Here is a 20,663-nt window from a genome sequence, read left to right as displayed (position 1 = left end):
GGAGCGACGATGAGTTTCCTTTCTGCGACATTGTCGCGTGTCAAACCTTCTCCGACCATCGCGATGACCGCCAAGGCGGCGGAAATGAAGGCCGCCGGGCGCGACGTGATCGGGCTGAGCGCGGGTGAACCCGATTTCGACACGCCCGAGAACATCAAGGCCGCCGCGGTGCGTGCCATCGCCGACGGCAAGACCAAATACACCGCCCCCGACGGCATCGCCGAGCTGAAGCAGGCGATCTGCGCCAAGTTCCTGCGCGACAACGGCCTGTCCTACGAACCCGCGCAGGTCTCGGTCGGGACAGGCGGAAAGCAGACGCTCTACAACGCGCTGATGGCGACGCTGAACCCGGGCGACGAGGTGATCATTCCTGCACCCTACTGGGTCAGCTATCCCGACATGGTGCTGCTGGCCGGCGGCACGCCGGTTTCGGTGGAAACCCGGCTGGAGAACGCGTTCAAACTGACGCCCGAGCAGCTCGAGGCGGCGATCACGCCCCGGACCAAGTGGTTCGTCTTCAACTCGCCGTCGAATCCGACGGGCGCTGGCTATTCCCGCGACGAACTCAGGGCGCTGACCGACGTGCTGATGCGGCATGACCACGTGAGAGTGATGAGCGACGACATGTATGAACACCTGGCCTATGACGGGTTCCGGTTCTGTACGCCGGCGCAGGTCGAACCGGCGCTCTATGACCGGACGCTGACCTGCAACGGCGTCTCCAAGGCCTATGCCATGACCGGCTGGCGCATCGGCTATGCCGCAGGCCCCGCCGATCTGATCGCCGCCATGCGCAAGGTGCAGTCGCAATCCACATCGAACCCCTGCTCGATCAGCCAGTGGGCGGCGGTCGAGGCGCTCAATGGTCCGCAGGAGTTCCTCGAGGCCAACAACGCCGTCTTCCGGCGCCGGCGCGACCTGGTTGTCTCGATGCTTTCCGAGATCGACGGCATCACCTGCCCGGTGCCCGAGGGCGCGTTCTACGTCTATCCCTCGATCGCCGGGCTGATCGGTCGGACCAGCCCGGCCGGCACGCGGATCGACAGCGACGAGGCCTTTGCCACCGCCCTGCTGGAAGAGGCCGGCGTGGCCGTGGTCTTCGGCGCGGCCTTTGGCCTTTCACCCAATTTCCGCGTCAGCTACGCTACCTCCGACGCGGCCCTGACCGAGGCCTGCACCCGCATCCAGCGCTTCTGCGCGGCGCTGACCTAGACAAGGACAAACATGGCCGCCGAGCTGCCAGACTACTATTTCCGGGTCCGCGAAAACGGCGCCGCCGTGTTCCGGGTGGACACCGAGAACCGCCAGCGCCGGATCGAGATGGACCAGATCGCGGTCGTCAACATCCGCAACGGCGAGATCAAGCCGCATGGCCAGCGCGAGCTGAGCGACCGCGACCTGGCCGAGATCGAGGCCTGGATGGCCCAGCGCGCGGCGGTGCTGGCCGCGCGGGATATCGATGACATCCTGCGCACGGTGGATCACCTGAACCTGACGACGCAATGGGCTCAGTCACGGGCGACCGACGAACAGCTCGATCAGGTCACCGACGCGCTGCTGCTGGCGATGCACGACCTGCGCTCGGTGCTGGTGCGAAAGAAGGCAGACCGCCTCACCCGCGGCTGACGCCGTGGCGGGGCACGGCCGGGGCGCCGACCCGATTGATGACCGACATCCAGAACCGGATCATCAGCATCACCGCGGCACAGGCCAAGCCCAGGACCAGCCCGGCCCAGACCCCGATGCCGTTCCAGCCGTAGTGGAACCCCAGCAGGTAGGATGCCGGGATGCCGACCACCCAATAGCTGAGCGCCGCCATGATCATCGGGATGTTGGTGTCCTGCACCCCGCGCAAAAGACCCAGCGCGATGACCTGAGCGCCGTCGACCAGCTGGAACAGCGCCGCCATCGCCAGCAGGCCCACCCCGATGGCCAGGATCTGCGGCCGCTGGGGGTCGTCATTCTCCATGAAGAGCGAGATCAGCGGCTCGGCCCAGGTCAGGAACAACACGATGGTCAGCGCCGACATCACCAGCGACATCGCCGTGACCACGACGCCGCCGCGCGCCAGATGCGCCCGGTCGCGGCGGCCATAGGCGTTTCCGGCGCGGATCGTCGCCGCGTTCGACAGCCCCAGATGCACCATGAACGTAGCCGAGGCCAGTTGCAGCGCAATGCCATGCGCCGCCAGCGGCACCTCGCCCAGCCAGCCCATCATCACCGCCGAGGCGGCGAACATGCTGATCTCGGACAGGGTCGTCAGCCCGATCGGCACGCCCAGCCGGAACACCCTGGCGAACATCTCCCAGTCGGGGCGCCAGAAGTTCTGGAACAGGTTGTGCTCGGGCAACACCTGCACCGCATAGATCATCACCGCGACCATCGACACGCCGTTGGTCACGACTGAGGCGATGGCCGCACCGATGACGCCCAGTTCCGGCGCGCCCCAGTTGCCGAAGATCAGTGCATAATTGGTGAGCGCGTTCACCACCGCCGCGGCCACCGTGATCCACAGGATGATCTGCGTCCGCTCCAGCGCCGCCAGGTAGGATTTCAGCACCATCACGATCAGCGCCGGAAACAGGCCCCAGCCGGCCACCCGCAGATATGTCGCGGCCATCTCGGCAACCTGCACTTCCTGCCCCATTGCGCGCAGGATCGGATAGGACCACCACAAGAGCGGCATCGTGACCACCGAATAGAGCAGCGACAACCACAGGCCCATCCGGGTCGCCCGGCGGATGCTGGTCTCGTCGCCTTCCGCCGCCGCCGCGGCCACCATTGGCATCACCGCCCAGCCGAACCCGGCGCCGAACAGGAACAGCACGAAGAAATAGCTGCCCGCCAGCGTCACCGCAGCCAGTGCCTCGACCCCGTACCAGCCCAGCATCACCGTGTCGGTCAGGCCGATCGCGAACTGCGCCAGATGCCCGCCGATCAGCGGCAGGCCCAGCAGGGCGATGGCGCGGGTATGCCCGCCATATGTCATCGTGACGCTCATGGATGCAGCCATAGGGTCGGGCCCGCATCGGCGCAAGAACAAGTCTTGCCCCCGAGCGGGGCCCGGCCTGTGCTAGGATGGCGCGGTTCACAGGAGAGTGCCCATGTCAGATCCCTTCGCCCGCCTGATCCCCGAGGCACGCGCCTTTCTGTCCGAACTTGCGGACAACAACGCCCGCGACTGGTTCACCGCGCAGAAACAGCGCTACGAGTCCCAACTGAAGGCGCCCGCGACCCTGCTTCTCGACCAGGTAGCGCAGGATATCGGCCCCGGCACGACGACCAAGCTGTTCCGCCCGCATCGCGACGTGCGGTTCTCCAAGGACAAGACGCCCTATCACACGCATCTGCACATGCTGTGGACCCTGCCCGGCAGCCCCCGCCAGCCGGTCGCGCTGTTCTTCGGAATCGCGCCCGATTATGTGAGCCTCGGTGGCGGCATCATGGGTTTCGACAAGCCGGTGCTGGCCGACTGGCGCGCCGCGGTCGACGGGCCATACGGCGCCGAAGTGCAGAAGCTGCTGGATGGCTATCGCGCGGAGGGGTTCCGCATCGGCGAGCCGGAACTCAAGCGGGTGGCGCCGCCCTATGCCAAGGACCACCCGCAGGCCGACCTGCTGCGGCGCAAGGGCCTGGCCGTCTGGCGGGATCTTCCGGACACGTCATTCGATGCGCCGCTGACGGCGCTGCGCGACACCCGCGCCAGTCTGCAACCGCTCTTCGAGCGGCTGCAACAGGTCGCCTGAGGCTCAGCTCTTGATCCGCTGTTCGGGGTGCAGTGCCGTGCCCAGGATGTGATCGGACTTATGAATGACGTGATGCGCCTGTCCGACGATCAGCGGATCGGGTTCCCCGACCACGGACTCGTCCTTGTCCGGATAGTCCAGCGACGACAGGAAATGCCGCATGCAGTTCAGCCGCGCACGCTTCTTGTCGTTCGACTTGATGATCGTCCAGGGCGCGTCGGCGGTGTCGGAGTAGAAGAACATCGCCTCCTTGGCCTCGGTATAGTCGTCCCACATATCCAGGGACGCCTTGTCGATGGGCGACAGCTTCCACTGTTTCAGAGGATCCGTCTCGCGGCTTTGGAACCGCCGCAACTGCTCGGTCCGCGTCACCGAGAACCAGTATTTGTAGAGCCGGATCCCCGACCGCACCAGCATCCGCTCCAATTCCGGCACCTGGCGCATGAATTCCAGATACTCGGTCGGCTCGCAGAACCCCATCACCCGTTCGACTCCGGCGCGGTTGTACCAGGACCGGTCATAGAACACCATTTCGCCGACGGTGGGCAATTCCTGCACATAGCGCTGGAAATACCACTGACCCTTCTCTTCCCAGGTCGGCTTGTTCAGCGCCACGACCCGCGCGCTGCGGGGATTTAGATGCTCCATGAACCGCTTGATCGTGCCGCCCTTGCCGGCAGCGTCGCGCCCCTCGAACAGCAGGACGAAGCGTTCGCCTGTCTCCTGCGCCCAATGCTGGACCTTGAGAAGCTCCGCCTGAAGCCTGGCCTTCTCGGCCTCGTAGCTCCGGCGCGCCATCTTGCGGGAATAGGGATAGCGGCCGGTCTCAAAAGCACGGCGCACGCGATCCGCGCCCGGCTCTGCCGGGGTCTTTGCCATCCCGGCCTGTTCCTGAACAGGCGGCGCGGCCTGACCGTCCAGTTCGACTGCATTCTTCGAAGCGGGTTGCACCATGCCTGTCCTCCTGTGGCAATTCCTGCGAAAGATTATAGTCGCAGCCCTGTTTTCCCGCCTTGATCGGCATCAACACTCGGGCCGGTCCGGGGCCCGGGCCTCGCGGCCGGGGCGACAGTCCCCCTTTCCCAAGCCAGCCGCACCTGCCATAATCCCCAAAAGCCAAAAAACCAGAGCAGCCATCATGCCAGACGATCTTCTGACCCAGGACGCCCCGGCCACCTATGACGCCTCGTCTATCGAGGTGCTGGAGGGATTGGAGCCGGTGCGCAAACGCCCCGGCATGTATATCGGCGGCACCGACGAGCGCGCGCTGCACCACCTGGTCGCCGAAGTGCTCGACAACTCGATGGACGAGGCCGTCGCGGGACATGCCAACCGGATCGAGGTCGAGCTGCACGCCGATCACGCCATGACCATCCGCGACAACGGCCGCGGAATCCCCATCGACCCGCATCCCAAATTCCCCGAGAAATCCGCGCTCGAGGTCATCCTCTGTACGCTGCACGCGGGCGGCAAGTTCTCGGGCAAGGCCTATGAGACCTCCGGCGGTCTGCACGGCGTCGGCGCCTCGGTGGTCAACGCGCTGAGCGATTCCATGGTGGTGCAGGTGGCGCGCGACAAGACCCTCTATGAACAACGCTTCTCGCGCGGCGTCCCGCTGGGCCCGGTGGAAAAGGTCGGCGCCGCCCCCAACCGGCGCGGCACCACCGTCACCTTCCATGCCGACGCGGATATCTTCGGCCATCACAAATTCAAACCGGCGCGGCTGTTCAAATCCATCCGATCAAAAGCCTACCTGTTCTCGGGGGTCGAGATCCGCTGGAAATCCGCCATCGACGACGGCGAGACCCCGCAAGAGGCGACGTTCCACTTCCCCGGCGGCCTCAGCGACTATCTGCGCGAGACGATGAACGGCGCCTCGACCTATGCCGAGGCGCCCTTTTCCGGCACCGTCGACTTCCAGCAGAAGTTCCGCACGCCGGGCAAGGTCGAATGGGCGATCAACTGGACGCCCTCGCGCGACGGCTTCCTGCAATCCTATTGCAACACCGTGCCCACGCCCGAAGGCGGCACCCATGTCGCCGGGTTCTGGGCCGCGATCCTCAAGGGCATCAAGGCCTATGGCGAGCTGGTCGGCAACAAGAAGGCCGCCCAGATCACCCGCGAGGACCTGATCGCGGGTGGCTGCGCGCTGGTCTCCTGTTTCATCCGCGAGCCGGAATTCGTCGGCCAGACCAAGGACCGTCTGGCCACGGTCGAGGCGCAGCGGCTGGTGGAAAACGCCGTGCGCGACCATTTCGACAACTGGCTGGCCGCCGACACCAAATCCGCCGGCGCCATACTCGATTTCCTCGTGCTGCGCGCCGAGGAACGCATGCGCCGGCGGCAGGAGAAGGAAACCCAGCGCAAGTCCGCCACCAAAAAGCTGCGCCTGCCGGGCAAGCTGGTCGATTGCTCCTCCAACACCCGTGAAGGCACCGAGCTATTCATCGTCGAGGGCGACAGCGCCGGCGGCTCGGCCAAGATGGCCCGCGACCGCAAGACCCAGGCGCTGCTGCCCTTGCGCGGCAAGATCCTCAACGTCCTCGGCGCGGCCTCTTCGAAACTGGGCTCGAACGCAGAGATCAACGACCTGACCCAGGCGCTGGGCGTGGGCCTGGGCAGCCGTTTCAACATCGACGACCTGCGCTATGACCGGATCATCATCATGACCGACGCCGACGTGGACGGCGCGCATATCGCCTCACTGCTGATGACCTTCTTCTTTACCCAGATGCGCCCGATGATCGACGCGGGCCACCTCTACCTCGCCTGCCCGCCGCTCTTTCGCCTGACGCAAGGCGCCAAGCGGGTCTATTGCATCGACGAGGCGGAAAAGAACGAGCTGCTGGAAAAGGGCATCGGCGGCAAGGGCAAGATCGACGTCTCGCGTTTCAAGGGCCTGGGCGAGATGGACGCCAAGGATCTGAAGGAAACCACCATGGACCCCGCCTCGCGCAAGCTGATCCGGGTGACCATAGACGAGGACGAACCCGGCGAGACCGGCGACCTTGTGGAGCGGCTGATGGGCAAGAAGCCCGAATTGCGGTTCCAGTACATCCAGGAGAATGCGAGGTTCGTGGCGGAGTTGGATGTTTGATTTTTCGCACTTCTGTGGGTAGACTTGCCTTCATTATTGAATAACCAACTATCGACAACACCATGTGGCTGACAACGCGAATTTCGGTACTTTTGCTTGCTTCAATAGTGCTTTCCGGAGAAGCAAAAGCGGAAATCACTGACTGGAAGACAATCGGTTGGTGGGATATCTCTTTCTATTCTGGCTCAGAAGGCTGCTCTGCATTTGCAGCTTATGATGGAGGGTTTTCGTTCTTTATCGGTTTAGCAGGACGAGAAGATTTGTATTTGGAGATCTTTATTGCGAATAAAGATTGGCGATCGATTGAAGAAGGAAAAGAGTACGAGGTAACCGCCAAATTTGGCAATGAATCGCCTTGGAATTTGGAGATGACAGGGAGTGTCGATGACGATTTTAGAGCGCTTAGATTGTATGTTCCGGCCGATTCCGATGACGCAGGTAGATTTGTTCAAGAGTTTATGCGTGAGACAAAAATGAGGTGGACTTATGAAGGGGCTGATCTCGGGCTCTACAAATTGAATGGTTCACGGAGAGCATTCAAAGAAGTTGTTGCATGTACGAAATCCTATCGCGATGCCGTGAGATCTAGCTCTGATCCGTTTTCTCGCTCTTCCACAGGCTCCGATCCTTTCGAATGAAATTGAGCCCATATTGGGCACTTATTCGCATTTTGGAAGATTGAAGTGGAAGTCATCGCTCGCACCTACCGCCGGAGCCCACGACTGCTTACCACGCGGAATCAGGGCGCGCTTTGCGCGCTGCCGCGCGATCGCCAGGCCCCGGGCTGGCGATCGGGGGTCGTCAGCGCCTCGTTCGTATCTTTTTCGGATCTGGCCGCCACAAAGCGCGCCGCTCAGACGTCGGATCGCCACCCCGCGGTCTGACCATCGCGCGGCTCTGACACCATCCTACAAATCCGTGAACCCCGTTGCGCCGGCACGCCCCTCCCCTAAACTCCCCGCATGAATTTCATCGCCGACAACCAACTGCCCCTGCTCCTCCTGTTCTTCGTGACGGGCTGCGTCGGCACCGGGTTCCTGTTCCGCAAGCCGGCCGGTCACCGGGCCTGGAGGCTGGCCGATCTGGTCTGGGTCGTGCTGGGCGGCATCGGGGCGCTGGTGGCGGTCATGGCCGGTCTCTACAAGGCCGACTCGTCACGCCTCGACCGGCAGATCGACATCGCCTATGCCGCCACATCCGCCTTCGACCGCGACGCCGCGCGGTTCCGGCTGCGGTTCTGCGACCCGGCCTATGACACCGATATCGGCGTGTTGTGCGAGAAGGTCGAGTTCCTTTCAGCCTCCACCGCCAGCAATGCCGAACTGCCGCTCTTCATCGCCGTCACCGACGAGGTGGCGCCGCTGCAGGGGCTGCAATTCCTCTTCGGCGGCGCCAAGAGCCGCGAGATGAGCGCCATGCAGGCCAAGGCCGACGCCTTCGACCCCGATCAGTTCCTGGTCTTCACCGCGCTTGACGAGCGCACCCAGGGTGCGGTGGACAACCTGCGCCGCAAGGTGCCGGCGGTGGCGGGCGATTTCCTGATCCTTGCGCGGGGCTATGACAATCTGATCGAGCAGATCGGCAAGCTCAAGGATGAATGGGAATACCTGCAGGAGAACGCGCATATCCTTGTCCTGCAGGTGCTTGCCCTGTGCCTGGTCAGCTTTGCCGCGCCCTTCCGGCTGGGCAAGTCCATCGTCGAGCTGCGCGCGTGACCCCTCTGGCGCCGCCCCGCCCCGGTCCTGTAAGAGCGGAGACGAACAGCAATGGAGGAGCCGCCATGCCCACCCGCCGCATCCTGCGCCTGACCGGCAGCGACACCGACGAATTCCTGCAGGGGCTGATTACCAACGACATCGCCCGGCTGGGCGATGGCCTGGTCTATACCGCGATCCTGACCCCGCAGGGCAAGCTGATTGCCGATTTCTTCCTCGCCCGCGACGGCGATGCCGTGCTGCTGGACGTGGCCGAGGATATCGCCGACACGCTGGTCAAGCGGCTGACCATGTACAAGCTGCGCGCCGACGTGCAGATCGCCGAGAGCGGCCTCAACCTGCAACGCGGCACCGGCCCCGCGCCTGACGGCGCCCTGCCGGATCCGCGCCACAAGGCGCTGGGATGGCGCGCCTATACCGCCGCGCCCGAGGGCGATGACGGCACCGACTGGGACGCGATCCGGGTCGCCCATTGCATCCCCGAGAGCGGCATCGAGCTGACGCCCGACACCTTCATCCTCGAGGCCGGGTTCGCGGATCTGAACGGCGTCGATTTCCGCAAGGGCTGCTATGTCGGGCAGGAGGTGACGGCCCGGATGAGGCACAAGACCGAGCTGCGCAAGGGCCTGCGCCGGGTCGCGGTCGAGGGCGCGGCGCCGCCCGGCACACCGATCACCGTGGACGGTAAACCGGCCGGGACGCTCTATACGCAATCGGGCGGGCTCGGCATCGCCTACCTTCGGCTCGACCGTGCGCAGGGCGAGATGCAGGCGGGGCCGGCGATTGTCCGGCGGTCCGATGACTGACCGGGCGCGCTGATGCTGGAGCTCTACAGGGCGATCTGGCAGATGACCGGGCGTCGGCAGACCGTGCTCATCGTCATTTCCGCCGCCGTAGCCGCCCTGGCCGCGGTTCCGCTGGAGTTCCAGAAGAACATCGTCAACGCCCTGACCGAAGGCGACGTGGCGGCCCGGCAGCTTCTGCTGCTGGGAGCAGGCATGATGACGGCGATCCTGCTGAGCCTCGGCCTGAAATTCCTGATGGGGTATCTGGCCAGCACCCTGGGCGAGGACACGATCCGCCGGTTGCGCCGTCGCCTTCTGGACCGCGCCGAAGAGGATCGCGCCACCGAAGAGAGGAAAGGCACGCTCGCCACCGCGATTTCAGCCGAGGCCGAGGAACTGGGCAAGTTCGTGGGGTCGGCCTTTTCCCAGCCGGTCATGCAGTTGGGCACACTGATCAGCGTCGTGGGTTATATTTCGACCACCCAGCCCAGGCTGGGCCTGATCGCCCTGGCGATGATCCTGCCGCAGATCGCGATCGTGGTGATCTCGCAGCGCATGGTGAATGTCTTCGTCTCGGAACGGGTCAAGATCCTGCGCCAGTCCAACGACTGCCTGACCGAGGCGCGGGTGGCCGAGGTCGAGGACGAGGTGCGCGCGCATTTCGACGAGATCTACGAGACCCGCCGCCGCATGTTCCTGTGCAAGCTCTCGGCCAAGTTCATGCTGAGCGCGATCAACGGAATCGGAACCGTCGCGGTCCTGATGCTGGGCGGCTGGCTGGTCCTGAACGGGCGCACCGATGTCGGAACGGTCGTGGCGGCGACAACCGGGCTGACGCGGATCCAGGGGCCAACCGGCTTCCTGATCGCCTTCTACCGCCAAGTCAGCGCGACGCGAATAAAGTTCGAATTGCTGCGCGAGGTGTTCGGCGCGGTTCCGAAACGGCCTGACCGCTGACCCGGCAGCCATGACGTCGCGTCATGCCCGCTCGGAGTATTCCATCGCTTCGGTGTTCACGACGATCATCTCGTCCTGCGCGATGAAGGGTGGCACCATGATTTTGACGCCGTTGTCAAGGATCGCCGGTTTGAAGGAATTGGCCGCCGTCTGCCCCTTGACCACCGGCTCGGTCTCGACCACCTGACAGGTGACCTTCTGCGGCAGGGTCGCGTTCAGGGCCTCGGACTCGTAGAACTCCACCACGATGGTCATACCGTCCTGCAGGAACGCCCGGCGATCGCCCAGAAGTTCGGCGGGAAGCTCGAGCTGCTCATAGGTCTCAGTGTCCATGAACACCAGCATCCCATCGTTTTCAAAGAGAAATTGCTGATCCTTCTGCTCCAGCCGGACCCGCTCGACCTTGTCGGCGCTGCGGAATCTCTCGTTCAGTTTCGAGCCGTTTCGCAGGTTTCGCAGCTCGACCTGGGCAAAGGCGCCGCCCTTGCCGGGCTTCACGTGATCGACCTTCACCGCCGCCCAAAGGCCGCCATTATGCTCCAGAACATTGCCTGGCCGGATTTCGTTTCCGTTGATCTTGGGCATGACATAAATCCTTCGCACACGGTTGATGAACGACTCAGCGCCCCTATATCTGGCGGGATCGAGCCTGGCAAGACAACGAAACCTAGTGCTGCACCTGCAGCAAGCCATGCAAAAAGCGCAACGGACATATGCATTTGCGGGGTATTCGAATCGAGTACGATCCGTCATAACGAACGCCACGCCGCAAAATGCAAGAGCAAGAACAACAAGGGAAACGAGATGAAAGATTTCGTTGACGGCACCGCATTCAATAACGAGCAAGGCAACCGCGCCCGCAAACTGTTTGCCGCCGTGGTGCTCGCCGCTCTGGACGATGCGATTGCCGATGACAAGAAGTACGGCAACGGGCCGGAACAGATCGCCCGCTGGGCGCGCTCGCGCGATGGGCGCGAGGTTCTGTCCTGCGCCGGCATCGACCCGAACGAGCGCGTGGTCGATGGGCTGATGGAATTCGTCGGTCGAGGTGTCCGCACCTCGGTGGCGCTGTCACGCGAGGAAAGCGAGCGCCGCAACGCCGCCCAGCAGGCCGAAGCAGCCTGACGCAACCCGAACCGGATCGTCTCAGGCGCGTCCGTATGGACGCGTCTTTTTCTTTGCCCCGGCACGGGCCAACGGATGTCAGGGGCTTTTCCCCGGCCTCTGAATCGGCTCATGTGGGCGGACAAGGACCGGGGGCGCGATGGCACGAGCACTCATGATCCAGGGCACCGGCAGCAATGTCGGAAAGTCCGTGCTGGTGGCCGGCCTTGCGCGAGCCTTTGCGCGGCGCGGGTTGCGCGTGGCCCCGTTCAAGCCGCAGAATATGTCGAATAACGCCGCGGTCACATCGGACGGCGGCGAGATCGGTCGCGCCCAGGCCCTGCAGGCGCGCGCGGCCGGTCGGGCACCGCATACCGACATGAACCCCGTCCTGCTGAAGCCCGAGACCGATACCGGATCGCAGATCATCGTTCATGGTAAGCGGCGCGGCAGGATGGCGGCAGGCGATTACCGCGCCGGCAAGCCGGAGCTGCTGGCCGCCGCGCTGCAGAGCTTTGACCGGTTGTGCAGCGACGCCGATCTTGTCCTGGTCGAGGGTGCCGGCAGTCCGGCCGAGACCAACCTGCGCAAAGGCGACATCGCCAACATGGGCTTTGCCTGCGCCGCGAATGTGCCGGTGATCCTGCTGGGCGACATCCACCGCGGCGGCGTGATCGCACAGATCGTCGGCACGCAAGCCGTTCTGGATGCCGCCGACCGGGCGCTTGTCCGGGGGTTTGCCGTGAACCGGTTCAAGGGCGACGTGAGCCTATTCGACGCCGGACGCGACGACATCGCGTTGCGCACCGGTTGGCCCTGTCTTGGCGTCGTTCCGTGGTTCAACGACGCCTGGCGCCTGCCCGCCGAGGACATGATGGACATCCGCTCGGTCGCCGGCGGCGCCTGCAAGGTGGTGGTTCCGCAACTCGAACGGATGGCCAATTTCGACGACCTCGATCCCCTGTCGGCCGAACCGGCGGTCACGGTCGAGATCGTGCCGGCCGGGCGCGCCCTGCCCGGCGACGCCGATCTCGTCCTGCTGCCCGGCAGCAAGTCGACTCTGGGCGATCTGGCCTATTTCCGCAGCCAGGGGTGGGATATCGACCTGTACGCCCATGTCCGGCGCGGCGGTCATGTGCTTGGCCTGTGCGGCGGTTACCAGATGCTGGGCCGGACCATCGCAGATCCGGACGGCGTGGATGGCAGCCCCGGAACCGCCGAGGGGCTGGGCCTTTTGGACGTGCACACGGTCATGGCCGGCGACAAGCAGGTGACGGAGCGTGAAGCCACAGCCTTGCCCGGCGGCGAACCTGTCCGCGGCTATGAGATCCACATGGGCCGCACACACGGTCCCGATTGCGACCGCGCGTGGCTGCATATCGACGACCGGCCAGAAGGCGCGGCATCAGCAAACGGACGGGTGAAGGGCAGCTATCTGCACGGGCTGTTCACCGCCGATGCTTTCCGTGCGCGATACCTGGAGGAGCTGGGAGCGCGGTCAGACCTGGCCTATGACGACGGTGTCGAACAGGTCCTGGATTCGCTTGCCGACCACCTGGAGCGGCATATGGACCTGGATGCGGTTCTGGACCTGGCGGCCGTGCCAGAGCGCGACTGACGGTTCAGTCCAGCGACTGCGCGCTCAGCGCCCGGTGGATTTCACGTCGGACCAGCTTGCGGACATTTCGGGTAATCCGTTCGCCGAGGGCACCTTGCAATTCCTGGCGCACAATTTCCGCGACCAGTTCACGCAGCGCGTCTTCGTCTATTGCGCCCGCCCCTGATGCCAGTATTTCGCCCCGCTCGACCGGTTCTTCCTGCACCAGGGTGGCCTTGTCCACCGTGGGCTGCTCGCTGCTGTCGGACTGGCCTGGCTTGGAAACCGGGGCGGACAAATCGTCGTGGTCCTGCCCAATGGCGTCCCCTTTCGACCAATCCAGCCGTTCCACACGGGTCCCCGAGTAAGGCTCGTCGCTGCTGCCGTCGGGCTCCCATTCCTCTTCGCTGCGGCAAATCGCGGTCTCGAGCGCTTCGATCTTGCTGGCCAGTTCGTCCGATTTCAAAGACGCGGCATCGGGTTCGGCCATCTCAGGCCGATCAGCTTCGCCTGAAGCATCTGTTTCGTGCTGCGTGTCAGCCGTTCCGGCATGATCCTCTGACAGTTCCCGCTCTTCCGCGGCGTCCTCATCCTGCACCGGATCGGGTAGTTTTTCGGGCGGCAGGACATGAGTGGAATGCTGGTCGATGAACTCGAAATGATCGGTGATCTCCAGTGGGCCGATACCGGGGGCCGGCGCATCGCTCTCGGTGTCGTCCACATCGGCGGGAGCTTCGCTCTCGGTGTCGCCCGTTGTGGCCGCGGACCGTTCCGACCGAAACTCCGGCGGCACGTCACCCTCCGGCGCGCTCTGAGCCGCTTCGACCGGGCCTGCGTCGAACAGCCTGGCCTCGGGATCCTTCCAGGGCGCAGCGGGATCGGCCAACGGCTTGGGCGCCTCCGGTGCCTTGTCCTGAGCCACATCTTCGATGGGATCTGAAACGCGCAGGGCCGGGGTCAGAACCAGCCGGCCAACCCTCTTGCCCGATGTCTTCGACGTGGCCGGCTTGCCGGTTCGGGTCTCTTCGCTGACAAGACGGCGAATCGAGGACAGAACGTCTTCGATCTCAAAATTCGCTGCGGGATCAGACATCGCGGTCTACCACTCCATTCCTCGTGGAAAGTCTAGCGAATGCAGCATCGTCACACAACAGATAGCGTCAATTGTCAGTTCTTCCCCAATGCCTTGAGAACCCGGTCAAGCTCTTGCCCGCGTTTGCTCATCGGCACGGGCGCGTCCTTGACCAGGTTGTAATAAAGGGTCGGATCATAAACCTGCACCGGCAAGCGCAACTGCTCGGCGGTGAGCAGCCCCTGCGCCGACAACAATTCATAGGCCGCCAGGGATCGCTCTGCACGGGCAACGATCTGCTCGGTCTGCGCATCCAGCAATTCCTGTTCGGCGGTCAGAACGTCCAGGGTTGTGCGCGCTCCAAGCGTTGCCTCCTCACGGATACCGTCAAAGGCGACCTGCGCAGCCCGTGTCCGTTCGTTGGTCGCGGTCAGGTTCGATCCGGCGGTCAGGTAGTCCGTATAGGCGTTCTTGACGTCCTGAACGACATCTTTTTGCACGTTCAGCAAGTTCGCCCGCGAGGCATCGCGCTGCGCCATGGCACGCCGGACCAATGCCGAATTTCGGCCGCCATTGTAGAGGCGCTGACGCATCTCGACGCCCAATGTCCCGGCATTTCGGAAATCTGAGTTTCCGACATTGTCCTCGAGAAAGACCTCGGCCTGCAAGAAGGCCGACGGGCCCAAGTTGGCCTGAGCGACCTGGATGTTCAACTCCTGTGCCCGGACGCGATGCTGTTCGGACAGGATCGTTGGATGGTTGCGTACAGCAAGCGCCACGGCGGCATCCAGTGAAGCCGGCAACTGCGGCGTGGGCGGTTGACCCGCCGTGCGCCCCGGCTCGCGGCCGACGGCATTCACGTATTCCGCACGCGCGGTCACCAGATTGCCTTCGGCATCCGCCAGGTTGGCCCGTGCCGCGGCAAGACGGGATTCCGACAGGGCCACGTCCGTGCGCGTCACCTCGCCCACCTCGAAGCGGTCCTGCGAGGCTCTCAGTTCCTCACCCAGAACCCGGACGTTGTTCTGCCGCAACGCGACATTCTCTTCCTGCAACAGCAGGTTGAGATATGCCGTCACGGCGCGCAACAGTACGCTCTGCTCTACATTGATCAGAGTTTGACGTGCGGCCAGAACCTGCTCCTGCGCCGATTGCTTTGTCAGCGCCGACGCACCGCCATCAAAGAGAAGTTGCTCGAGGCGCAGCCCGGTTGACAGGTTCGTGTTCTGCGCATCTCGTGACAAACCGAGAAGCCTCTGATCCGACAATTGCCGCTCCAGCGTCAGCGTCCAGTCCAGGATCGGGCGCAGCGCGGCCATTGCCACGGCCACATCCTCGTCGGCGGCCCGCAGCAGCGCCCGGTTCTGCTCGAGCAGACCGCTGGTGTTATAGGCCCCGATCAGCGCATCGGTCAGGTTGTCGGCCGCGGCCTTGATAGGCGTCAGGCAGGCAAAGGCCACACCACCGGCAAGCGCCAGCGGCCGTGCCAGGCCCGCTAGATCAAAATTCCACATCGCTCGTCTCTCCACCGCCTCAATCAGGTCAATCGTAATTTTTGTTTTTGTCCTTGGCATGGCGCCTCCGCCACCACGGTGCCGGAAGCAGGCTGCACGATCTCGGATGCAGCTTAACACTCAAAGCGCGAAATCGCGCGCCTTTTCGAAGCCCGGCAGCACCGGTGCGCCGGCGTTGAATTCAAACCGCCAGGTCAGGCGGTCACCGGACTTGTGGCCGATCCGAACCGAACCCAGCCCGTTCTCCATGAAAAGGCAGATGATGCGGCCACCATCCTTGAGTTGATCGGTCAGCGAGGGCGGCACCTGCTCGACACCGCCCTGAATCATGATCGCGTCATAGGGCCCATGTTCCGGCGCCCCTTCGGCCAGCGGCCCCTGGTGCACGACCGCATTGTCCACCCCGGTGTCCATCAGGATCGACTGGGCCTCTTCCGCCAGGCCCGGCTCCTCCTCGACCGCGACGACCAACTGCGCCATCCGCGCCGCCACAGCGGTCGAATACCCCAGCCCCGCGGCGATATCGAGAACCAGCTCATCGCCCGAGATGTTCAATCCGTCCAGCATCTTGGCCAGGGTCCGCGGCTCCGGCATCACCCGCCCGGCCCCAAGCCTGACCTGGTCGTCGGCATAGGCCGCCTCTCGCTGGGCGTCGGGCACGAACAGCTCGCGCGGCACCGCCAGCATCGCGTCGATGATGGGAAATTTCGTCACATCCGACGGCCGCACCTGCGTGTCGACCATCACCCGGCGCCGGGTCGCGAAGTCAGTCATGGGACGCTCTTATCCTTTGTCGTTACAGTGCTTTTGCCATATCGGCAGGCGCCCGACAACGGCCCGTGCACCCAATTGGAACAGTGTGTTGCCCCCAGTCACACCTGAAGCGGTCCCCGGCGCATCCGATCCAGCGCCGAATTTGCCCTCGCCCCACTGGACGAACTGCCCGGAAGCTGCTAGAACCTCATTCGATCCACGGCAAGTGATTGTTTTCACTTGAAAAGGCGAGTTGGCGGAGTGGTGACGCAGCGGATTGCAAATCCGTGTACACCGGTTCGATTCCGGTACTCGCCTCCAATCCATTGTTTCTTGCCTGAAGCCTCCAAGCACGACGCCTTCAAGGTCGCGCGAAATCGGTTGATGTAGCCAGATCGGCGACGCCTGTAGGAATGACAATTCACAGGGCTCAACGGCCCATCCGAGGTCTGAAAGGTTCGGCAAGGCGCGCCCAACCGTCCATCTTGGAAATGTCGGCAATTCGGACGAGCAGACGATAACCTACTGCGCCAGCGAGGCACCGAGGCCAGAGTTGGCGATGCATGGTGCCCCCACACGGACTCGAACCGCGGACCTACTGATTACAAATCAGTTGCTCTACCAGCTGAGCTATAGGGGCCTTGGGTGCCGAATTAATCGGAAAGGCTGCGTGCTGCAAGACGGTAAATCGGCGGCGGGTGCCGGTTTGACGGCGCTCGGGCATAGCTGTAACCCCTAGCGGATACCAATTCGCAGCGACTGGATCGGCCGCATGCAGATCATCTTACAGACCGGCGCGCATTCGACCGAGCATGAGCGGCTGCTGAAATGCCTTCTGGCGAATCGCGAAGCCTTTGCCCGGCAGGGAATCGCCGTTCCGGGACCGGGGCGCTATCGCCCGCTGCTCCGGCAGACGCTCGAGGCCATGGACGGGGCCGAGCCGGCCGCCGATGCGCGGGCGGTGCTGCTGGACGAGATCCTGGATGACGACAGCGCGGACCGGCTCTTGCTGCTCAACACGCATTTCCTGGGCACCCAGCGGGACGCCATCGGGCTGTCCGGCCTATACCCGCAGGCCGACCGGCGCATCGCGCAGTTTCGCGCGCTGTTTCCCACGGACCGGATCGAAGTGTTCATGGCGATGCGCAACCCGGCCCTGTTTCTTCCGGCCGTCCTGTCCGACGCGTCACCGATGCGGGTCAAGGCGCTGCTGTCGGAACTCGACCTGATGGGCCTGCGCTGGTCCGACCTTTTCGGTCGCATCCGTGAGGCCGCGCCGGACGTTGCGCTGACCGTCTGGTGCAACGAGGACGCGCCGATGATCTGGGCGCAGGTCATCCGCGAGATGGCCGGGCTGGGACCCGGCACCAAGATCTCCGGCGGGTTCTCCCTGCTCTCGGCCATCATGACCCGGGACGGGATGCAGAGGTTCCGCACCTACCTGCACAAGAACCGCGACATCAACGAGGTCCAGGTGCGCAAGGTGATCGCCGCGTTTCTCGAGAAGTTCGCCCGCGACGACCAGATCGAGGAGGAGCTGGATCTGCCCGGCTGGACCGAGGCGCTGATCGAGGAATTGACCGAACGCTATGACGAGGACATGGCGGCGGTCAGGCGGATCCCCGGGCTGCAGATGATCGAGCCCTGAGGCGCGCAGGTGCTCAGGTCATTCCCAGCGCTTCCTTGTACATTTCCAGAACCGCCTCTTCCTCGGCGATCTCGTCCTTGTCGCGCTTGCGCAGGGCGACGACCTTGCGCATGACCTTGGTGTCATAGCCGCGCGCCTTGGCCTCGGCCATGACCTCCTTCTGCTGGTCAGCCAGGTCCTTCTTTTCGGCTTCCAGCCGTTCGATCCGCTCGATGAACTGGCGCAGCTCGCCTGCGGTCACGCGGTAGTTGGCATCGGTCTGGGCGTCGTCCATTCTTGTTGTCTCCGTCGGTCTGGAAATCAGCGCAGCCTGCCGGATACAGCGCCCGCCGCCGTATCGCAAGCGCCCAGTGCGCGGCCGCCGGCAGTTGCGCGGAGGGGCGTGATCCGCTAGGCCGACACGCGGCAACCGGTGCGGAGGCGATGAATGTTCGAAGCGATGATCTGGGGCGGCGCGGCCATCTCGCTGGCCGGGCTTGCCGGGCTGATCTGGTGCATCCTGAGGGTGAACCGCGCCCGAAAGGCGGGGCTGTCGGACGCCGACCTGCGCGCCGCGGTTCAGGCAGTACTGCCCTGGAACCTCGGCGCGCTGTTCCTGTCGGTGATCGGCCTGATGCTCGTGATCCTGGGGATCTCGCTGGCTTGAGCAGGCCGGGTCCTGCCCGAGAGTCAGACCGGCATGTTGTCGAACTGCGCCTCGACGGCCTCGTCGCAAAGCGCCGCGTCCAGGCGTTGCAGTCTGGACGGCACACGCATCCCGTCCACGCGCATCCTGTGGATCACGCGGCTGAATTCCGGCTGCAGCGCGATTCGCTTTGCAAGGGGGGCCGTGGCCAGCGTCTGCTCCAGACGTTCGGCCGTGCTCATCAAGTCCAGATGGGTCATTGCTATCCTCCCAGATGCAAACTGTCTGTCATGGCATTGTGACGGATTTAAGAACCATACCACGAAATTTCGTCCCCTGGGCCGCTTCGCGACGCGACTTGCCACAAGTTTCGGCGAAAGATCGCCGCTTCGACCATCAGGATAGCAGCGCGAGGTCCGGCTCGCCTTGATCGGCGTCAATCTGGGCGCCCTCGCCCGCCCCATTTTCCACGACGCCGGCAGTTCCAGGCGCGGGATACTGGACATGCGCCCCGGCACGACCGTATCACTGCGGAATGGACATCCGTCAGCTTTCGCCCCGCTATTCCGTTTCGCCGCAGATCTCGACGCAGGACATCCCCGCGATCGCCGAGGCCGGCATCAAGCGCATCATCTGCAACCGGCCGGACGCCGAGGTACCGCCAAGCCACCAGGCCGAAGCTATCGGCCGCGCCGCAAGGGATGCCGGGGTCGGCTTCGAGGTGCTTGAACTGACCCACCAGACGATGACGCCCGAGAACATCGCCCGCCAGAAGTCCCTGATCGACGAGGCCGACGGGCCGGTTCTGGCCTATTGCGCCTCGGGAACGCGCTGCTCTGTCGTCTGGGCACTGGGTCAGGCGGGGGCGCTTTCGGCCGACGAGATCCTGGCCAAGACGCGAGATGCCGGCTACGACCTCGAAGCGTTGCGCCCGCAATTGGAGAGTCTTGCGAAACCGTCCGACTGACGATCGGTTCAATGGCTGTCCGTAATCGTTCCGTCCAGCGCGCCCGGAATTTCTTCTTCCGCTTCCAACAGGATTTCATCGGATTCCGCCTCGGCCGCCTCCGGATGGGTTCCTGAGGCCCCCTGCTCTTCGGGTATGCCGATCACGGCCGGCAGATGGTCCGAAAACGGCTCGCCCGCATCCCGGTCGGCAGGCAGATCCGGAAAGGCCTCGTTCAGACGGATGGCCCGCATGCCCCGGCACTGGCCCAATCGGGCCAGCGCCACGCAGCGCCCGTCGATCGACAGGACCTCGCTCCGGTCCAACCGGCAATCGAGCAGGGGAACCGTGTCGCCGGGCCGCATGGAGGCGAACCGACCGAGCGGCAGGCGCAGTCGCGAGACCACCACGTCAAGGTCGGCCCGCATCGCCCCGAATGACCGCTCCAGGCGGGGGCCATCGGCGGCGGCGGCCCCTGCGCCCGCCTCATCGGGAACCTGTGGCAGGATAAGCGTCATCTGCCCCTGGTGTCGCCCACCGGCGATCTCGAGCGTCAGATCGACGACGCGATAGCGCTCATCCTCAAGAGCCAGCAGAAGACTTCGCGGATCGCCAACCCGTCCCGCGACCTGAAAGCCCTGGAGGGACCGGCGATCCTCCGGCGTCTCGCACAGTTCGAGCGCCCGTGGCAGCAACCCGTCGACAAACGGCGTGACCATGGCCGCGTCCGTGTCGGTATGGGCGCGGTCCGGTGGCGGCTGGTCGCGGACATGCCCCATCGTCTGCTGCTGGATGATCGCCGACACGCAGGACCTGTCGAGGCTGACCGCTCCGGATCTGCCGTCCGGTTCGGACAACAGCAGGTGCAGCCGCTCGGCCACCATCCCCCCGGCCAGGTCGTCCTGCGCCCGGCGGACCTGGGTTGCGCCGATGACCGACATCTGCAGCCCGACCGTATGCGCCGCAACGCGGCCCAGCGATTGCCGCAGAGCGCGCAGCAACGAGCGCGATCCGCCCGAGGGATCACCCCGCGCAAGGCGCAATTTGCGCGAAAGCACCGATGTCTTGTCCGTGGCGGTTGTCATGGTCCAGGCATTCCGGCCT

At 64.3% G+C, this 20,663-nt stretch carries 22 protein-coding genes and 2 tRNA genes; 14 read left to right on the top strand and 10 right to left on the bottom strand.

Translation table 11 applies throughout. From position 1 onward, the window contains the following. Positions 1–9: 9 nt before the first annotated feature. A complete protein-coding gene (locus tag BMX57_RS03735) occupies positions 10–1,212 on the top strand; it encodes a pyridoxal phosphate-dependent aminotransferase (protein WP_092362655.1) in 1,203 nt (400 codons plus the stop codon). A gap of 12 nt (positions 1,213–1,224) precedes the next feature. Next, positions 1,225–1,626 carry a hypothetical protein gene (locus BMX57_RS03730; protein WP_092362653.1) on the top strand — a complete coding sequence of 134 codons (402 nt, stop codon included), beginning with the start codon at positions 1,225–1,227 and terminating at the stop codon, positions 1,624–1,626. On the opposite strand, the gene BMX57_RS03725 is transcribed toward BMX57_RS03730, so the two are convergent. Then, positions 1,613–3,001 (bottom strand): MATE family efflux transporter, encoded by a 1,389-nt coding sequence (locus tag BMX57_RS03725; RefSeq protein ID WP_092362652.1) that lies wholly within the window; start codon positions 2,999–3,001, stop codon positions 1,613–1,615. The two genes, BMX57_RS03730 and BMX57_RS03725, sit on opposite strands and share 14 nt — an antisense overlap. Positions 3,002–3,104: 103 nt before the next feature. On the opposite strand from BMX57_RS03725, the gene BMX57_RS03720 reads away from it, so the two are divergent. Continuing rightward, positions 3,105–3,746, top strand: coding sequence for a TIGR02453 family protein (locus tag BMX57_RS03720; RefSeq protein ID WP_092362650.1), 642 nt, complete (start codon positions 3,105–3,107; stop codon positions 3,744–3,746). Positions 3,747–3,749: 3 nt separating this feature from the next. On the opposite strand, the gene ppk2 is transcribed toward BMX57_RS03720, so the two are convergent. Further along, positions 3,750–4,625, bottom strand: coding sequence for a polyphosphate kinase 2 (gene ppk2, locus BMX57_RS03715; RefSeq protein WP_092363085.1), 876 nt, complete (start codon positions 4,623–4,625; stop codon positions 3,750–3,752). A gap of 259 nt (positions 4,626–4,884) precedes the next feature. On the opposite strand from ppk2, the gene parE reads away from it, so the two are divergent. The 5 genes from parE (at position 4,885) to BMX57_RS03695 (ending at position 10,300) form a co-directional block, all read left to right on the top strand. Then, on the top strand, positions 4,885–6,843 hold the full coding sequence (gene parE / locus BMX57_RS03710) for a DNA topoisomerase IV subunit B (protein WP_092362649.1): 1,959 nt from the start codon (positions 4,885–4,887) through the stop codon (positions 6,841–6,843). Positions 6,844–6,905: 62 nt separating this feature from the next. Continuing rightward, positions 6,906–7,481 carry a hypothetical protein gene (locus BMX57_RS20290; RefSeq protein ID WP_143057874.1) on the top strand — a complete coding sequence of 192 codons (576 nt, stop codon included), beginning with the start codon at positions 6,906–6,908 and terminating at the stop codon, positions 7,479–7,481. A 324-nt stretch (positions 7,482–7,805) separates the two neighbouring features. Beyond that, a complete protein-coding gene (locus BMX57_RS03705; RefSeq protein ID WP_092362647.1) occupies positions 7,806–8,558 on the top strand; it encodes a hypothetical protein in 753 nt (250 codons plus the stop codon). A 65-nt stretch (positions 8,559–8,623) separates the two neighbouring features. Then, entirely contained in the window at positions 8,624–9,364 is a 741-nt protein-coding gene (gene ygfZ / locus BMX57_RS03700) for a CAF17-like 4Fe-4S cluster assembly/insertion protein YgfZ (RefSeq protein WP_092362645.1), read from the top strand. 12 nt (positions 9,365–9,376) lie between these two features. Further along, entirely contained in the window at positions 9,377–10,300 is a 924-nt protein-coding gene (locus tag BMX57_RS03695) for an ABC transporter transmembrane domain-containing protein (protein ID WP_092362643.1), read from the top strand. A 21-nt stretch (positions 10,301–10,321) separates the two neighbouring features. On the opposite strand, the gene efp is transcribed toward BMX57_RS03695, so the two are convergent. Then, a complete protein-coding gene (efp, locus tag BMX57_RS03690; protein ID WP_092362641.1) occupies positions 10,322–10,885 on the bottom strand; it encodes an elongation factor P in 564 nt (187 codons plus the stop codon). Between the two features lie 219 nt (positions 10,886–11,104). Here efp and BMX57_RS03685 point away from each other — a divergent pair, with 219 nt between their 5' ends. Both BMX57_RS03685 and BMX57_RS03680 read left to right on the top strand, forming a co-directional pair. Next, positions 11,105–11,425 carry a DUF6280 family protein gene (locus tag BMX57_RS03685; protein WP_092362639.1) on the top strand — a complete coding sequence of 107 codons (321 nt, stop codon included), beginning with the start codon at positions 11,105–11,107 and terminating at the stop codon, positions 11,423–11,425. A gap of 139 nt (positions 11,426–11,564) precedes the next feature. Next, positions 11,565–13,022 carry a cobyric acid synthase gene (locus tag BMX57_RS03680; RefSeq protein ID WP_092362637.1) on the top strand — a complete coding sequence of 486 codons (1,458 nt, stop codon included), beginning with the start codon at positions 11,565–11,567 and terminating at the stop codon, positions 13,020–13,022. A 4-nt stretch (positions 13,023–13,026) separates the two neighbouring features. On the opposite strand, the gene BMX57_RS03675 is transcribed toward BMX57_RS03680, so the two are convergent. The 3 genes from BMX57_RS03675 to BMX57_RS03665 form a co-directional block, all read right to left on the bottom strand. Continuing rightward, positions 13,027–13,887, bottom strand: a complete 861-nt coding sequence (locus tag BMX57_RS03675; RefSeq protein ID WP_177175376.1) for a prolipoprotein diacylglyceryl transferase — start codon at positions 13,885–13,887, stop codon at positions 13,027–13,029. Between the two features lie 281 nt (positions 13,888–14,168). After that, positions 14,169–15,587: a TolC family outer membrane protein gene (locus tag BMX57_RS03670; protein ID WP_092362634.1), complete on the bottom strand. Its 1,419-nt coding sequence runs from the start codon at positions 15,585–15,587 to the stop codon at positions 14,169–14,171. Between the two features lie 120 nt (positions 15,588–15,707). Continuing rightward, a complete protein-coding gene (locus tag BMX57_RS03665; RefSeq protein ID WP_092362632.1) occupies positions 15,708–16,361 on the bottom strand; it encodes a protein-L-isoaspartate O-methyltransferase family protein in 654 nt (217 codons plus the stop codon). A 226-nt stretch (positions 16,362–16,587) separates the two neighbouring features. Here BMX57_RS03665 and BMX57_RS03660 point away from each other — a divergent pair. Further along, positions 16,588–16,661 (top strand) — tRNA-Cys (locus BMX57_RS03660). A gap of 243 nt (positions 16,662–16,904) precedes the next feature. Here the strand turns inward: BMX57_RS03660 and BMX57_RS03655 are convergent. After that, positions 16,905–16,980, bottom strand: a tRNA-Thr gene (locus BMX57_RS03655). Positions 16,981–17,112: 132 nt separating this feature from the next. Here BMX57_RS03655 and BMX57_RS03650 point away from each other — a divergent pair. Continuing rightward, positions 17,113–17,988 (top strand): hypothetical protein, encoded by an 876-nt coding sequence (locus BMX57_RS03650; protein WP_092362630.1) that lies wholly within the window; start codon positions 17,113–17,115, stop codon positions 17,986–17,988. A gap of 13 nt (positions 17,989–18,001) precedes the next feature. Here the strand turns inward: BMX57_RS03650 and BMX57_RS03645 are convergent, their stop codons facing one another. Continuing rightward, the gene (locus tag BMX57_RS03645; protein ID WP_092362628.1) at positions 18,002–18,262 is read right to left on the bottom strand and encodes a DUF2312 domain-containing protein; all 261 of its coding nucleotides are present in this window, start codon (positions 18,260–18,262) and stop codon (positions 18,002–18,004) included. 153 nt (positions 18,263–18,415) lie between these two features. Here BMX57_RS03645 and BMX57_RS03640 point away from each other — a divergent pair, with 153 nt between their 5' ends. Continuing rightward, complete coding sequence (locus BMX57_RS03640; protein ID WP_092362626.1) at positions 18,416–18,634, top strand: hypothetical protein; 219 nt, start codon at positions 18,416–18,418, stop codon at positions 18,632–18,634. A 23-nt stretch (positions 18,635–18,657) separates the two neighbouring features. Here BMX57_RS03640 and BMX57_RS03635 read toward each other — a convergent pair whose 3' ends face one another. Then, positions 18,658–18,873: a hypothetical protein gene (locus BMX57_RS03635; RefSeq protein WP_092362624.1), complete on the bottom strand. Its 216-nt coding sequence runs from the start codon at positions 18,871–18,873 to the stop codon at positions 18,658–18,660. Between the two features lie 275 nt (positions 18,874–19,148). Here BMX57_RS03635 and BMX57_RS03630 point away from each other — a divergent pair, with 275 nt between their 5' ends. Next, positions 19,149–19,580 (top strand): protein tyrosine phosphatase family protein, encoded by a 432-nt coding sequence (locus tag BMX57_RS03630; RefSeq protein WP_092362622.1) that lies wholly within the window; start codon positions 19,149–19,151, stop codon positions 19,578–19,580. 8 nt (positions 19,581–19,588) lie between these two features. Here BMX57_RS03630 and BMX57_RS03625 read toward each other — a convergent pair whose 3' ends face one another. After that, a complete protein-coding gene (locus tag BMX57_RS03625; protein ID WP_092362620.1) occupies positions 19,589–20,644 on the bottom strand; it encodes a FliM/FliN family flagellar motor switch protein in 1,056 nt (351 codons plus the stop codon). Positions 20,645–20,663: the final 19 nt, after the last annotated feature.

Source organism: Cribrihabitans marinus (genome assembly GCF_900109035.1).
Taxonomy (GTDB): domain Bacteria; phylum Pseudomonadota; class Alphaproteobacteria; order Rhodobacterales; family Rhodobacteraceae; genus Cribrihabitans; species Cribrihabitans marinus.
Note: the sequence above shows the minus strand (reverse complement) of the source record. Positions and strands in the feature narration are given on the sequence as shown.